This is a genomic window from Candidatus Spongiihabitans sp. (assembly GCF_965237845.1).
Classification (GTDB): domain Bacteria; phylum Pseudomonadota; class Gammaproteobacteria; order Arenicellales; family Poriferihabitantaceae; genus Spongiihabitans.
Genome location: NZ_OZ250154.1, coordinates 346,724 through 361,403 on the forward strand (window position 1 = coordinate 346,724; position 14,680 = coordinate 361,403).

Genomic DNA, 14,680 nt, shown 5'->3' on the forward strand with positions numbered 1-14,680 from the left:
AATTCACAAAACAACTGATTGCAGGTAACGAGAGCGATGCGTCGAACCACCCTGCGCGAAGGCGGTTTCGCAAAGCATGTGAAGCAAACCAGGAAAGAAAAGTTTCTGTTGCGGATGGCGCGGATTATTCCTTGGGATGAGTTAAGCAAGGCGATAGAGCCGCGCTATCCGAAGCTGGAAGGAAGCGGTCGTCTATCGGCGAGGGTAGGGCGCATGTTGCGTATTCATTTGATGCGGCATTGGCTTGACTTATCCGGTCTGGGGATGGAGGACGCGCTCAGCCGGTGTGCGCCGAAGGCAAGGGACGACCCGAAAGCAGGGGCGGGACACCGCAAGTCATCGGGTGAGGAAAGGCGGAGGAATCGGAACAAGTCAAAAGCGCGGCGCAAAGCGGAGCAAGTGTTTTTGTGATGAAACGCCAATTCCATTTCACCAAGGTGAGATACAAAGGGCTGGACAAGAACACGAATCAGGTGTTCACGAGTTGTGCGTTGATTAATTTGGCGATGTCCAGGAAGCGCTTATTGAGGCTGACATTATGATGATTGCGGCCTGCAAAGCGAATAAGGGCGAAAGCGGCTAAAAACGGTAAAAAACAAGCCAAATACCGCCAATTAAGAAATCCCGCCAATCAGATAATAAATGTTTGAGAATAAAATCCGACAATTTGAGTGTCACCGCATTAAATCAGAGTTTCCTTAGTTTTTTCATTCTCAACAACAACACATGATTAATAATGAAAGTTATTGTATTAGGTGCGGGTGTTATTGGAGTCACAACAGCGTGGTTTCTTTCTCAATCTGGCCATCATGTTGAATTAATCGATCAATGCGATCTTCCCGCCGAAGAAACAAGTTATGCCAATGCAGGCTTACTCGCCCCAAGCGATGCTTTCGGTTGGGCCCGTCCAAGTGCCCCGTGGACTTATTTCCAATCATTATTTCATTCTGATTGGGGAATAAGAATTGTGCCAAAACTCGACAAGGATCTCTTGTTTTGGTCTTTACGGTTTTTACGAGAATGTTGTTATAAAAAATTCAGAAAAAACAGTATAATTAAATTTGATTTAGCAAGGTACTCTTTGGAATGTCTTAATGATATTGTAGCTAAAACGAAAATCAATTTTAATCATAAAAAAAAGGGGATATTATATCTCTATGGAACAAATACATCTTTGCAACATGCCGATAAAAACTTTGATATGTTGCGTGAGTTAGGGTGGGATATGCCTTTACTAAATAAAGCAGACCTCCTAAAAATAGAACCTTTCAATTAAGCCGTAGGCTTAGGCAATTTATCATATCTTAAAGCAAAAGGAGTTACCAATTTATTATGTTAAATGCATGATGGCATCAATTTCAGCATACGCCCCTTCTGGCAAGGCTGAAACTTCGATTGTCGTTCTTGCTGGATATGGTTTAGTAAAAAAGCCCCCCATCACTTTGTTTGCAATTGAAAAATTTGCGAGGGATGTTAAAAAAATAGTCACTTTAACGATTTTATCGCACTCCCCGCCTGCTGCAATGGCTACAGCTTTTACGTTTTCAAATGACTGTCTTATATGGTCTTCAACAGTCCCTTTTATCATTTCCCCTGTAGCGGGAATTATTGGCGATTGCGCCGATATGAAAACCATATCCCCAGACCTTATAGCTTGTGAATATGTTCCCAATGGATCTGATGATTCACTTGTAATAATGGGATTTTTTACATTCATAATCGATACTCATTAGCATTAGGTGGTTGAAATATAGACGTTATTTTTTATTAAAGAGAAAAACCACGATGCCTGTGATTAACCCCCAAAAGGCCGACCCAATCCCAAACAAAGTAAATCCTGATGCAGTTACCAAAAAAGTCATCAGCCCAGCCTCTCGATTTTGAGGGCTTTCCAAGGATTGAATCAAGCTGGACATAAGTGACCCCATTAAAGCAAGCCCCGCTATGACGATGACCACATCCTTTGGCATCGCCACAAATAGTGAAACTAAAGTTGCTCCAAAAATACCTACAAAAATATAAAATAATCCGCAAAAAATGCCTGCAATATAACGCCGTGCTGGATCAATGTGCGCCTCTTCATTCGTGCATATAGCCGCTGTAATTGCTGCCAGGTTGATCGCATGAGAACCGAAAGACGCAAAAAGCAGTGACATGACTCCGGTTGTTGAGATGATAGGGCTGATAGGCGCTTTGTAGCTGGCGGCACGCATAACGCTGACCCCCGGCACATTTTGGGAAACCATCGTAACAACAAATAAAGGAAGGCCCAAGCCAATAATTGCCTCTATGCTGAAACCCGGCATCGTAAGCATGGGTCTGGCCAATGATAAAACAACATCTTCAAAATAAAATTGATTTAACGAATAGGAGAAAATCATGCCCGCAACAAGCGACAAAAGAACGGCGTATCGCAAGAAAAACCGCTTCGCTATGTAATAAACACCAATCATTATTGTGGCAGAAATGAAACTATTTTGTGCGGCATGAAAAACATCCAAGCCAAAATTCAATAAAATGCCGGCCAACAACGCCGCGGATATTTCTTTCGGAACTAAATCCATGGCTTTTGCAAAAATACCAGTAACGCCTAATAAAAATATAAGAAACGAGGATACGAGAAATGCGCCAATAGCATCGTTATAGCCGTAATTCATCAATGAAGTCACAAGCAATGCTGCTCCTGGGGTTGACCAAGCACATATCACAGGCACCTTATATTTGATACTTAAGAGCAGGCACGACAGGCCGCTGGCAATGGATATAGCCCATATCCAACTCGACAATTGGGCCTGGCTCAAATCCGCAACTTGAGCGGCTTGAAACACAATAACAGACGGTCCCGCGAACGAAACTAGGACAGCCACAAATCCCGCGGTAAGTGCTGAAATAGAAAAATCCTTTAAAAAGGTTATTTTTTTCATCTGATTATGCCCCTGAATGGTTGGTAATACAGCGAAAAATAATTTTTATCGTATAAGTGTGGCAGTGCCGTCAACGTCATGAATCACTTTGTGGCATCAGATGCTTCATTCAAAGCCATACGGGCTGTATTTATATCTTTTAAACCTGTTCCAGTAGCTAGAGTCACTACTGTTTCGTTTTTTCCGAGAGAAAAAACTGCTTTTTTAAAGCCCGCGTATGCCGCCGCTGCCGCCGGTTCTAAGAAAAAACCGTCTTGTCGAGCAGATATCAACATGGCATTTTTTATTTCAGCATCCGAGACCACAATAAAATCTCCACCTGTTTTCTTTACAGCCCGCAATCCCTTTAGTCGGTCACGAGGCAAATCGCAAGAGATACTGTCTGCACATGTTTGTGACTTTATTTTATGTTTTAAAACAACATCTTCATTATTTTGTACCGCATCGTAAAAGTATGCGCTTCCTTGAGCTTGAACTCCCATAAGCTTAGGAATCTTTTTTGTCCATATCTTTAAGGTAGTTTTTAACGTTCTTGGCAAAACTTTAGTGGTTTTAGTTTGTGAATCGGAGTGCCTCCAACATTTATACGTGGTAACTCACTTTCTGTTTGATTTATTGGCAACAAAGGAAGATAGCGTTGCATACCACGCCAAAAAGGCTTTTTCTCCAAATCAAACGGAGACATTTCTTCTGAAATAGCCGAGTAATCATAAATAACATCAAATGTCCCATACTCTCTATGTTCTTTGCAAATATACATTCCTTCTTGTGACTTTACTTCAATGCCACAATACATGCACTTAAGATGCTTAAAAAATATTTGTAATTTAAATGGTGCGATTTTTATACTCTAGATTCTATAAGTTCTGGCAATAAGATAGAAGTTAACAGGGGGCGAAAGACAAGTCAAATACCGTTAAGAAATCCCGCCAATCAGATAATAAATGCTTGAGAATAAAATCCGACAATTTGAATAGCGTTGCCTTAAATCAGAGGTTCCTTAATAAAACGCCTGCCAACTCGGTCATTAGCGTCAAATATTCGGTAAAATCCTGCAGCATGAGCGAATTTAACAACCAACAAAAAATACCGTTCAGTAAACTGGCGCAACGGCTGAATTCCGAATCAGGAGAAGCCTGGCAGGTGCATGAGCAGGCTTTGAAAATGAAACGGCGAGGGGAAGATGTGGTGTTGCTCTCCATCGGCGATCCGGATTTTCAAACGCCTGAGCCGATCATTGATAATGCCGTTAGCCATATGCGTGTGGGTCGAACCCACTATTCTCCGGCGCTCGGCGAGTTGAACCTGAGACGCGCAGTGGCCGACTATGAGACTATGGTTTCACCCAATCCCTGCGATGCGGAACAAGTATCCATTTATCCGGGGGTTACTGCGGCTATATTTTCGGTTATGAGTTGTTTGCTGGATGCCGGGGACGAGATAATTATTGTGGATCCTCCATATGTCGGGTATGGCCCGATAATGCAAGCGTTGGATGCTGAGGTAAAGACCGTCATGGCGTTGCCGGAAAACGGCTTTGAGCCACAATTAGACGATTTCATCCGTGCCATCAGCGATAAAACCAAAGTGGTATTTATAAACACGCCGGGCAATCCGACTGGCGCGATCATTCCCCGCAACACTTTAACAAGCCTGAGCCGCTACTGTTACGATAGAGGTATCTGGCTGGTTTGCGATGAAGTCTATTCCATGTTGACTTATGAAAAACCGCATATTTCACTACGCACGGCGGCGCAACGACTCGATAATGTAGTGGTGGTTGACGGGCTTTCCAAGTCGCATGCAATGAGCGGCTGGCGCATGGGATGGGCGGTGGCGCCGGTCGAGTTAACCGCTCATCTGGGGCGTTTTGCCGCCATGTCGATATTCGGCTGCCCGCAATTTATTCAGGATGCGGCAGCTTTTGCGCTGAACAATGACCAATACTATGTTAAGGATATGTGCGACCAGTACCAAAAAAGAAGAGATCTGGTATGCGCCGGTCTCGATGAAATGCCGCGTCTGAAATACCTGCGCCCGCAATCCGGCATGTTTATCATGGTGGAGGTTAGCGGCATCTGTGAAGACGACAAGGTTTTTGCACAAAAGCTGCTGGATGCCGAGAGGCTTTCGGTGTTACCAGGCAGCGCATTCGGCAACAGCGCCCGCGGGCACATCCGGCTCTCATTGGTGCAGCCCGAAAATGTTTTAGTGGAAGGTTGTAAGCGGCTGCAAAGATTCGTCAACGCCGTAGCCCAAGCTGAATCGTAAATGGGCAGAGCGTAAATTAACCGCCATCATTAAAAGAGACCCGATATGCCCACTTGCGGTCAAGTGCTCGTCGAAATACTGGAAAACTATGGTATCGATACCCTGTTCGGAATTCCCGGCGTCCATACTGTGGAACTTTATCGTGGACTGGAAAATACCCGCATATGCCACGTCACGCCGCGCCATGAGCAGGCGGCCGGCTTCATGGCCGATGGCTATACCCGGGCGAGCGGAAAAATCGCGGCTTGCTTTATTATCAGCGGTCCCGGCATGACTAATATCGCAACCGCCATGGGGCAGGCGCTGGCCGACTCCATCCCCATGTTGGTAATCTCGTCGGTCAACCGCACCTATGAATTGGGCTTGGGCGAGGGGCGTCTGCATGAAATGACCGGCCAGCGTAACCTGATAGCGGGTGTGGCCCGCTTCAGCCATACCCTGCTGCGTCCCGATGAACTGCCCAAAATTCTGGCCCGCGCCTTCGCCACGTTCACCAGCGCGCGCCCGGGACCGGTACATATTGAAATTCCCGTCGATGTGATTACGGCACCGGCCGGCCATCTGGACAAGCGGGCTTTTGAATTACCTAGTGCACCCGCGCCTTCTCCACAAGCCATCGATGCCAGTGCAAAGCTCTTAAAAGCGGCTGAACGTCCGGTAATCGTTATTGGCGGCGGTGCCATCAATGCTGCGGCTGAACTGGTCCAGCTGGCGGAAAAATCAGGTGCGCCGGTTGTCAACACCGTCAATGCCAAAGGCGTCCTGCCCTACAGCCATCCGCTCGCAGTTGGCGGCTCCGCTTCCTGTCGCGCGGTACGGGATGAATTAAAAGCCGCCGACCTAGTGCTGGCAATAGGGACTGAGGTTGGCGAAACCGATTACGATTTCTTTTTCGACGGTCAGCTGCAGATCAATGGCAAATTGATTCGTATCGACATTGATGCCGCTCAGCTGACCCGCAATGTACGAGCGGATGTGGCGATTTGTAGCGATGCCCGATACGCATTGCAAGCGCTAAATCAGGCATTGCCGAATAAGGTATTGGAGACCCATGAAAGCAGAGCGCGTAATGGCGCCGCTCGGGCGAAACAGCTACGCGACCAATTGCGGGCAACTCGTGATGCCGACTATGAAAATTTTTTTGCTACAGTTCAAGAAGCCCTGCCCGATGTTATTATCGTTGGCGACTCGACCCAACCGACCTATTACGCCTGGCTGCATTATGAAACCGAAAAACCGCGCCGCTACTTCCATTCGGCCAGCGGTTTCGGCACGCTGGGGTACGCCATTCCAGCAGCCATTGGTGCCAAGCTGGCGGCCGCGGATAGCCCGGTCATCGGCTTGATTGGTGATGGTGCGGCGCAGTTTACCATCGGCGAACTCGCCAGCGCCGTGGAAGCAAAGGCGGCGGTCATATTCCTGATTTGGAATAACCACGGCTACGGCGAAATCAAACGTTTCATGGCCGATCGCGACATCGCGCAAACAGGCGTCGATATATATACCCCTGATTTTGTCGGCCTGGGCAAGGCGTTCGGTTGTCATGCCGTGCGGGCGAACAATCTTGACCAACTAAAATCCGAGCTGGTTACGGCGGCCGGGCAAGCGCGACCCACCGTAATCGAAGTGATGCAGGAAGATTTCGCCGCTGGTTATCCGGTATTGTGAGGATGTCAATAAATCAATCCCGATAGTTTGAACAATGAGATTATGGCGATGACCATGGATGTTCCTTAGCGCTACCGAGTGGAGGGCGGGCAACGCCCGCGCTGTCAAAGTGGCAACGGTGCATTTGTTAACGAAGTTAATGGTTAATCTGGTATGGCGTTGCGGTCTAAAAAAGAATTGAAAACTTCGCAGGCGTTTTCGGCAACCAATGCACATGAGTAACATGCGGCTAAGTTCATTTCAGCCACTCCCTGGCCTTCTGAGTTTTTACAAATAGGGTCAGAAGCGCAGTCCTCGGCTCTCTCTAAAGCATTCTTTAATAACTGCTTGAACTTTACAGGGGTAGCCTGCGAAGCCAATCCACCGTAACTGCCTTCCATGCCACCTACTGTATAAATTAAAACACCTTGCATTTCATTTTCATCTACAAACAATCGTTCTTGTAAAGATACTGTGGGATAACCGCAAGAAAATTCTAACTCTTTCATCAATAGATGTGAGAAAGTATGTATAAAAATAAAATTTGCTAAATGCCGTAAGTCGCTAAATCTACTTTTAAATAAAGCACTATCTTGACTTTTTGAAAAAACGCTTTCTAGTTTTTGTTTATGGCCGCTAATATAAGGATCAACATTGTTTTTATTGAAAGCAATAAAAATACCTTCGCCAAAATTTTCTATCCCTAATAAATATTTAGTATTTTTTGCTGCGTCTGAAGTGTATTTTGGTTTTATATTTTCAATGGTTTCACTTAAAAACAGATCGACATCTAAGGGCTGCTGGCGCGTATATCCTGTTTGAACAGTAGTCATTTTTAAGCGTGACACTTTAACCAAACTGGTGATACCAAACTTATCTAAAAAATTGACATCTTGATGAGTAAAAATAAAGTCAGCGTGTTCATAATTTGTTTCATTAATAATAAATTGGTACTCTTTACGGCGATAAACTAATTCTTTTTGAAAACCTTCGCTATCCTTGGTGTCAATATAGTTTTGTATAACGTCTTTGCTATAACACTCTTCTAAAGCATCATACATAAACTCAATATTTTTACCTTTATTTTTCCATCCATTTATTTTGGATTGATCGGTATCGCTAATATTACTAGGACTGGGCAAATAAAGGCTATGCACCAGAAGCGGATAATAAACACTATTACTAGAGCGAATTACTGTTTTAAATCGGTGTTCGTTTTCCGTACTAGTAGGGAAACTTAAACCATATATGCCTGCTAATGTTTTCCATTTACTACATTTTTTACAGCTAATATAAATACCCGCCAAACCTTCATGATCACCTGGTTTGTAATACAAATCCGGTTTGTCACAACACGGCTTCCAGGTACTTAGCACTTCTGCTTCTGCTTTGTCTGTATCATTGTTTGCCTGTTTTTCAAAAGTAATCCACTTATTCCAAGGCACATCGCGTATCTTGCCGTCAGAGCTTGTCATAATAAATCGCACTTGAGTTAACTCGCGATACCATCTTCCTTTTTTCTTTATCTTTGCTTCTTCGTAACAATATCCACATTTTGGTGGAATAAAGTATTCCTTTGCTTTATTAGAGTTTCCAGAGTCATATTGCTTGATGACTTCGTCCCATTTCTGCCACCAATCTCCTAGTGGCTTGAAGTGCCTACATTTATCACTACTACAAAACATCCATTTTGGAAAATATTGAGCAGTGGCAACATTTTCCCAGTCTGTGGGTTGGGCGTATTGAGCATTAGAAAAACTTTTTGTGGTGTTAGTTGGCACTTTTACTAAGGCTTTTAACCTAGGGAACCCTTTCTCATCTTTTAGGCGTTCTAACAAGCGATAATCATTAATATGGCATTCAGGTTCCAAGTGTTTATCTTTTTCGAAAAATACCCACTTATCAATCGGTTCAATTTTCACCACACCTTTGACATCTTCTACTAACGCACCCACACCTGCAAAAGTGCCTACCATTTTCCTGCTTTGGGTTTGTATAAATTTATTCATAATCGTTAGTAAAGGCTTGTTGAATTTTAATAAAACTGCTGCTATCAATATCTCGCATAGATTGTGCAACTACCCATTTTTTATCCTTTAAGGCTGATTTGGTATCTGGTTTAGACAACAATGCATTCTGTTTGCCTTTATAGAATTTATAAGGATTGTCTCTAGTTATTTTTTCTGCCCAATCCTTACTTAACTCATCTAATCTATTAAAACAAAAGTCTAAATTTACACTTTCCCCAAAACGATTTTTTAGTAATTCTTTGAAATCACTAATACAGTCATTTGTAAAATGCTTCATATCACCATTTTCATTCAATTTCTTCTTATGTCGAACATAGGTAATCATCAAGCTAGCTATCATCTTGTCAATGGTATTCTCAGTAAACGGAGTGATACTAAGTGGTTCAATTTGCTTATACAGCGATTGGTGAAACGACAAAAAATGTTCAAAATAAGACTTATCTCTAGCACGGTTAGAATCAAACAAGGCAACAACCAAACCTTTGTCTTTTCTGCCTACTCTTGATGATGCTTGAATGTATTCCGCCGTATTTCTTGGCATACCATTAATTTGCATAATATTGAGTCTATCAATATCAATGCCCACCGATAACATATTAGTAGCCAACACTAAATCCACCACACCTTGTTCAATATATTGATAACCTTTTTTATTTTTATCAGACAATGAAAATACTTGCTCTAACTGAGTTAAGCTTTGCTTTATTTTTGCACTATCCATGCGAGAGGTTAATTCTTCAGTTCGACCGATTAAACCCGAATGGTTAAAACCATGCTTTTCTAATCCTAAACGTTTTTGTACTTGTTTAATTAAGGTTTGTATTTCATCGCCTACCTTGTTAGACATTCGACCAACATCCCTGAGACTGTTGTAATATGATACCAATGTCCAATAGGGATTTACTTGAGACTCATTCGTCAAATAAATTTTGAGACGAGCAATAAATAAAGCAACCAACAAGTGAATCTGACTGTCTATTCCCGTTTTCCCAGTCGGCATAAATCCCAGATAACGTCGCCGACTGCTATCTTTTTGTTTGGCAAAAAAACTGTCACTATAAGTTAATCCAGAAGGTGGGAATACATTCACTTGGCGGTTGCCATAAAGTTGTTTAACTTGTTCTTCGGTATTTCGGGTTGTTGCGGTTGATGCAATTATTTTGGGACTGAAATCACCTTTGGTACACAAATCTTCTATTACCGTTTCAAATAAACCAACGATTGATCCCAACGGACCAGTTAATAAGTGTAATTCATCTTGAATGATTAAGTCAGGGGGTCCCTTTGCATCTCTTCCGCTATTAAAGAATCTATGTCCGTTGTCTTGCCAACTGAGCATGGCAAATTTATCAACAGTGGCAAACAATAGAGTGGGCGGTTCTTTATATAACACCTCATCAACAACTTGGATAGGTAAGCCAGTTCTGAAGAAATGACAGTCATTGTTTAAGCATTTTATTTTTATATTTTTACTGTTATTTCGTGTTTCAAAAGCATGGCAATATTCACCATTTTTCTCTTTTATTAATTTATCTTGGCACCAAGGGCAAGTATCAATTTGAAACTGGTTTGCTGATTCGCCTTTTTCCGCTATTTCCTTTGTTGCCTCGATTGCCTCTTTAACATCATTAGGCGTTGAAGGAGAACCTATCCACAATCCAATAAAAATTCTTTCTTCTTTTAAATCATCGCTAAATTTACTGCGCAAGTATTCTAATGCGGTTATTAATTTGCTGGCTCGCTCAAATTGTTGGGCGGTGAGCAGCCTCAAGGTATAACGCATAATGACTGATACCCCAGAATAATGCTCATTAGTCATGCGCCGCCAAATAATCGTTAAAGCAGCCACCGCTAAATAGGCTTCAGTTTTGCCGCCACCTGTTGGAAACCAAATTAAATCAACCGTATTTTTTCGATGTTCTGATTGTCGGTTAATGCTACTTTCTAAACTAAGCAATAAAAACGCTAATTGAAATGGACGATAGGCAAATTCTTTTTGCTTATTATCGCATGGACAAGTTTCTTTAAAATTGCAGTCTTGTATTTTTTTATAAAAATCACCTTTGAGACAAAACTGCAATAACATCGCTGTATTAGTATATTGAAATACTTTAAATAACTTGCCATCCTTCAATAATTTCACACCTTCTTTTAACCGTTTAAGCGTAGTATCTAAATTATAAATAATTTCTTTACCACTATCAGTGTCCGCTTCATTGCCTTGATTTTGTTGTTTAATCCAGTCACTGTATTTATCAATAAAACGCTCAAGCATTTTTATTACTTCATCTTGCTCTTTCCCCCAAATAGATAAATCGTGCAATGGTATATCCGCTAAACCTTCAATTTTTGTCTCTGTGCTTTTTAAATCGTAAGTTGGCATAAAGGTTGTGCTAACTTGTGTAGGATGGTCTAAAGGCTCCCATAAGGCACTGCAATTATGCCCAATGGCAAAATGCGATACTTTCCTATACAAAAATTCTAATTTCTGTTGTTCGCTATCAGTATGTTTTTTATTTTCGTTATAAGGCTTATACTCTCGTAACTGTCCTGACTCTGACTGAATGTTGATTTCTGCTTGGAAAAGACAAGATTCATTAAGCAATTCTTTGCCATTAGAGAAATTGTTTTTAGGGATTTTTTCAAACAAATTAACCAATTGAATTTTGATATATTTCCTATTTTCAATAAAATCATCTTCGTAGCATTTAAGCGTATAACCTGAATTCTCAAAATCTCTAAATGGCTGAGGTTCATTGGCATCTCTTAAGACCATGCTTACAGGAATATCAACAGGTTTTCTTTGCCACAATGTGCCGATTAGTTTAGAGAACTTATTAGCCGAAGGTCGCACAATTTCCCTAAAGTCTTCTTTTTGTAAACCTTTGTTCCAATCATCAAACTGCTTGTATTCCCCAGTCCTGCCTTTGCTTTTTCCTTCTAATTTCCGTTTTAGTGATAAATTACCGTAATCATCATCAATTTCTTTATATTCAATTATGTCTTTAAAAGGAAAACCAAACTTGTCATTAATTAAATTTTGATAAGCATTTCGACTGATTTCTAGGCTAATTTCAGTTTGCTTTGGTTGCTTATAAATAGCGAAAGAAAACTTAACCTCTAGTTCATTAACTGATTTATCTACACAAAAACTAATGCCCATATTAGATGGAAAAAAATGATTGGAAAGCACCATATCTTCTTTGCCATCATCTTCTATATCTTTTTTCTTTGAGGCATCGTCACTCGCATCTTCTGTCAATGACGCATCTTCATCAGTTTCTTCATTATCTGTATCTTTTTCCCCTTGGCTTTTAAGAATCTGTTCAGGAAATAGTATCCCTGTGTAATAACGCTTCAACGGGAAATCTGTAATGATTTCATTATTAACATCCCTAGTAAGAACATCAGACCCGGGCCCTAATAATAACGTCTTAATTGTTGTTTCAAATATATCTATTTGATTAGTCATTGTTTATTCCTTATCAAGGATTTCTATTCTCTTTATTATTTTAACAGGCATGTTGTGTTCTGAAATTGCTTTAATTTCTTCATCCTTAAATTCGCTTAAAAATTTACCCTTTTCACGACTTTGGCTAATAATATAATCCGATATTTCATCACTTAAATCTCTACCTAATGCGATCATAATGCTATTGTATTTTTTCTTGCTGATAAATATTTTTTGATAATCGTTGCCACAAATATCCTGCAAACTGCCAAGATTTTGCGGGAACATGGTGTTTGAATTGCTATCCAACCACCCTCTAACGGTTTTTTCAGCAATGTCGCATTTATTGGCAATTTCTACTATTTTGTCATTATCCGTGCAATATTGGCTTAATATATCTTTCCATAACTTAGCATTATCCAAAATTTCCTTGAATTTTCCTTGTTTATCAGCATCAGCAGCAATGTCAAACAACACCTCTTTGTGCTGATTTTTATACACTCTAACTTTATCTCCTACACACAAATCACCCACATTATACTTCTTTGACTCATTGTGTTGGTTGATTAAAATAAGCGTACTGTTAGCTGACAATTCTATATAGCTGCCATCCTTAAAAATAACCTTTTTGGTTATATGGTCTTGATAAGAGTTTTGATACTCTTTGTCATCAGGTGGCTTGTTATCAAAAATTCTATCTAGTAAATTATCAGCGCTTTCGGGTGTAATATCATCAGGATAAGCGATGCCGATTAATTTTTTTCGATCAGTTGATTTATACTCTTTTATTAAAGCGTTATCATATCGTTTAGAAAAATTTTGATATTGCTCATATTCTTTATCATAAAGCAACCAATTAATATTATGTCCACCACCTCTTATCGTGCAATAAAAGACATAATTTTCTAGCGACAAAATGGTGATAGATTTTTGACCTTTGAATCCTTTTAGTTTAGTAGTGGAAATAATGTTTGTTTTTTTCCAATTTATCTCTTTAAGTTCTTCTTTCCATACTTCTAAAGTTTGTCTTTTAGGCGCTAATAAATAATCAGTTTCTGCTAATTGTTGGAGGGCATTTGTTTTGGCGTTATTTTCAAAATGAAATTGTTTTAAAATGTGATTATAGATTTTATTTAGTTCTTGATGATCTTCGGTATAATCTCCGTCAAATTGCTCTCCTAAAACTTGTTTAGATTTTTTCTCAAAACTGTTCTTCAAGTCATCAATTCTATTTGTCAAACGACTATTTCTTATAGGAATTACCAAAGGGTATGCGTATGAGATATAGGCAGATAATTTGCTTAAATCAACATAATTTTCCGTTTCTATTGCTTTTAGTTCATTCATAAATTGTTTGGTTAATTGACTTAATTCTTTATTCTCAACTTTTACGGTTCGAATCTTGGTTTGTTGGGTTTTTTCAAAATACTGATGCTCTGGCAAAATCCATCGCCACTTCAAAAAACCTCGCACATCAGGTTTTTCCTCTCCAACAAAAATTGCCTGCTTGAAATAATTCCTGTTAATGTCTTGTTGGATTTGGTGGTTGTATTTATTCCCGATAAAAACAATAGATTCTAATTTACTGCCTTTATCAAAAATATAATCTTGAATAGTTTCGTAATTAGACGCGACATAAAACATGCAATCATCTGACTCTAAGTTTGAATTTTCTACACCTTCTTTGGTAATGTAAGTATAAAGAAATGCTTTTTTATCTAAAATGTTAAAGCTGTTTTCAAAATCATTTTTTTGCGCGACCACAGCAAACTTATATGGAAAGGATAGAATGTTTTCTCTCTCACCCAATGTTCTTTCAATAAAGTTCAACATTGGTGCAAAGGTGTTTCTATTGGACTTCTCTGCTTTTTTGTCTAACTTTACATACTCTGAATGAAAAGATGACATTTTCGTAGTGTACAAAGCATCACAATTTTTCTTGGGGCTAAAACACTCAAGTTTTACTGCTTCCTCTCCTTCAAGTTTGCAAATTTCGATTACTTTGAATCGCCCCCTCTCTTTTTGATATTTATCACCAATTTCCGGAAGAATTTTCCTGCTTTCACAATAGTTATATTCAAGGAAATGTACTGAAATCGCAAAAATGGCCGATTCATAAAATTTGCTTAAATTAGATTCATTCACCGCAAGCCAAAAATGTTTGTTTTTATTCAATACTGTCTTCATCAAGTGAATGTTGATTTGATCGAATTTAGAAAAACCAAATTTTTCACTTACCCCGTCATTGGCTCTCTCTGCAATTTTTTCTAGATATTTGGGATTCATACCAATTAGTGAACCTAGTCGAGGTAAAGAGGTGCGTTGCTCATGGCGACGCTTCGTGATATTCGGTTAAA

At 40.3% G+C, this 14,680-nt stretch carries 11 protein-coding genes and 1 pseudogene; 5 read left to right on the top strand and 7 right to left on the bottom strand.

Translation table 11 applies throughout. The features are described 5' to 3' along the window. Positions 1–36: 36 nt before the first annotated feature. The 3 genes and pseudogenes from ACPXXB_RS01695 (at position 37) to ACPXXB_RS01705 (ending at position 1,276) form a co-directional block, all read left to right on the top strand. A complete protein-coding gene (locus tag ACPXXB_RS01695) occupies positions 37–411 on the top strand; it encodes a hypothetical protein (RefSeq protein ID WP_423908630.1) in 375 nt (124 codons plus the stop codon). Then, positions 408–542 (top strand): annotated as a pseudogene (locus tag ACPXXB_RS01700) (IS5/IS1182 family transposase); the annotation flags it as partial. The gene ACPXXB_RS01695 and the pseudogene ACPXXB_RS01700, both read left to right, overlap by 4 nt. A gap of 194 nt (positions 543–736) precedes the next feature. Then, positions 737–1,276, top strand: a complete 540-nt coding sequence (locus ACPXXB_RS01705; protein ID WP_423908632.1) for an FAD-dependent oxidoreductase — start codon at positions 737–739, stop codon at positions 1,274–1,276. A 54-nt stretch (positions 1,277–1,330) separates the two neighbouring features. On the opposite strand, the gene ACPXXB_RS01710 is transcribed toward ACPXXB_RS01705, so the two are convergent. From ACPXXB_RS01710 to ACPXXB_RS01725, 4 genes are all read right to left on the bottom strand, one after another. Then, entirely contained in the window at positions 1,331–1,717 is a 387-nt protein-coding gene (locus ACPXXB_RS01710) for a Rid family detoxifying hydrolase (RefSeq protein WP_423908634.1), read from the bottom strand. Positions 1,718–1,757: 40 nt separating this feature from the next. Continuing rightward, positions 1,758–2,924 carry a benzoate/H(+) symporter BenE family transporter gene (locus ACPXXB_RS01715; RefSeq protein ID WP_423908636.1) on the bottom strand — a complete coding sequence of 389 codons (1,167 nt, stop codon included), beginning with the start codon at positions 2,922–2,924 and terminating at the stop codon, positions 1,758–1,760. A gap of 83 nt (positions 2,925–3,007) precedes the next feature. Further along, positions 3,008–3,463 carry a threonine synthase gene (locus tag ACPXXB_RS01720; RefSeq protein WP_423908638.1) on the bottom strand — a complete coding sequence of 152 codons (456 nt, stop codon included), beginning with the start codon at positions 3,461–3,463 and terminating at the stop codon, positions 3,008–3,010. After that, positions 3,448–3,720 (bottom strand): hypothetical protein, encoded by a 273-nt coding sequence (locus ACPXXB_RS01725; protein WP_423908640.1) that lies wholly within the window; start codon positions 3,718–3,720, stop codon positions 3,448–3,450. Before ACPXXB_RS01725 ends, ACPXXB_RS01720 begins: the two co-directional genes overlap by 16 nt. A 263-nt stretch (positions 3,721–3,983) precedes the next feature. Between ACPXXB_RS01725 and ACPXXB_RS01730 the strand changes: the two genes are divergently transcribed. Next, complete coding sequence (locus ACPXXB_RS01730; protein WP_423908641.1) at positions 3,984–5,195, top strand: pyridoxal phosphate-dependent aminotransferase; 1,212 nt, start codon at positions 3,984–3,986, stop codon at positions 5,193–5,195. A gap of 45 nt (positions 5,196–5,240) precedes the next feature. After that, a complete protein-coding gene (locus ACPXXB_RS01735) occupies positions 5,241–6,863 on the top strand; it encodes a 5-guanidino-2-oxopentanoate decarboxylase (RefSeq protein ID WP_423908643.1) in 1,623 nt (540 codons plus the stop codon). Positions 6,864–7,006: 143 nt separating this feature from the next. On the opposite strand, the gene drmB is transcribed toward ACPXXB_RS01735, so the two are convergent. Genes drmB through ACPXXB_RS01750 form a run of 3 tightly spaced genes read right to left on the bottom strand, consistent with a single transcriptional unit; the run spans position 7,007 to position 14,609 of the window. Next, positions 7,007–8,851 carry a DrmB family protein gene (gene drmB, locus ACPXXB_RS01740; protein ID WP_423908644.1) on the bottom strand — a complete coding sequence of 615 codons (1,845 nt, stop codon included), beginning with the start codon at positions 8,849–8,851 and terminating at the stop codon, positions 7,007–7,009. Then, positions 8,844–12,344: a helicase-related protein gene (locus ACPXXB_RS01745; RefSeq protein WP_423908646.1), complete on the bottom strand. Its 3,501-nt coding sequence runs from the start codon at positions 12,342–12,344 to the stop codon at positions 8,844–8,846. The genes drmB and ACPXXB_RS01745 overlap by 8 nt, the downstream gene beginning before the upstream one ends. Before the next feature lie 3 nt (positions 12,345–12,347). Continuing rightward, on the bottom strand, positions 12,348–14,609 hold the full coding sequence (locus ACPXXB_RS01750) for a hypothetical protein (RefSeq protein WP_423908648.1): 2,262 nt from the start codon (positions 14,607–14,609) through the stop codon (positions 12,348–12,350). Positions 14,610–14,680 lie beyond the last annotated feature (71 nt).

What these genes read in the sequence shown, in the direction of transcription:
- ACPXXB_RS01695 (WP_423908630.1), top strand. Translation starts at nt 37, where the DNA reads ATGCGTCGAACCACCCTGCGCGAAGGCGGTTTCGCAAAGCATGTGAAG.
- ACPXXB_RS01705 (WP_423908632.1), top strand. Translation starts at nt 737, where the DNA reads ATGAAAGTTATTGTATTAGGTGCGGGTGTTATTGGAGTCACAACAGCG.
- ACPXXB_RS01710 (WP_423908634.1), bottom strand. Translation starts at nt 1,717, where the DNA reads ATGAATGTAAAAAATCCCATTATTACAAGTGAATCATCAGATCCATTG.
- ACPXXB_RS01715 (WP_423908636.1), bottom strand. Translation starts at nt 2,924, where the DNA reads ATGAAAAAAATAACCTTTTTAAAGGATTTTTCTATTTCAGCACTTACC.
- ACPXXB_RS01725 (WP_423908640.1), bottom strand. Translation starts at nt 3,720, where the DNA reads ATGTATTGTGGCATTGAAGTAAAGTCACAAGAAGGAATGTATATTTGC.
- ACPXXB_RS01730 (WP_423908641.1), top strand. Translation starts at nt 3,984, where the DNA reads ATGAGCGAATTTAACAACCAACAAAAAATACCGTTCAGTAAACTGGCG.
- ACPXXB_RS01735 (WP_423908643.1), top strand. Translation starts at nt 5,241, where the DNA reads ATGCCCACTTGCGGTCAAGTGCTCGTCGAAATACTGGAAAACTATGGT.
- drmB (WP_423908644.1), bottom strand. Translation starts at nt 8,851, where the DNA reads ATGAATAAATTTATACAAACCCAAAGCAGGAAAATGGTAGGCACTTTT.
- ACPXXB_RS01745 (WP_423908646.1), bottom strand. Translation starts at nt 12,344, where the DNA reads ATGACTAATCAAATAGATATATTTGAAACAACAATTAAGACGTTATTA.
- ACPXXB_RS01750 (WP_423908648.1), bottom strand. Translation starts at nt 14,609, where the DNA reads ATGAATCCCAAATATCTAGAAAAAATTGCAGAGAGAGCCAATGACGGG.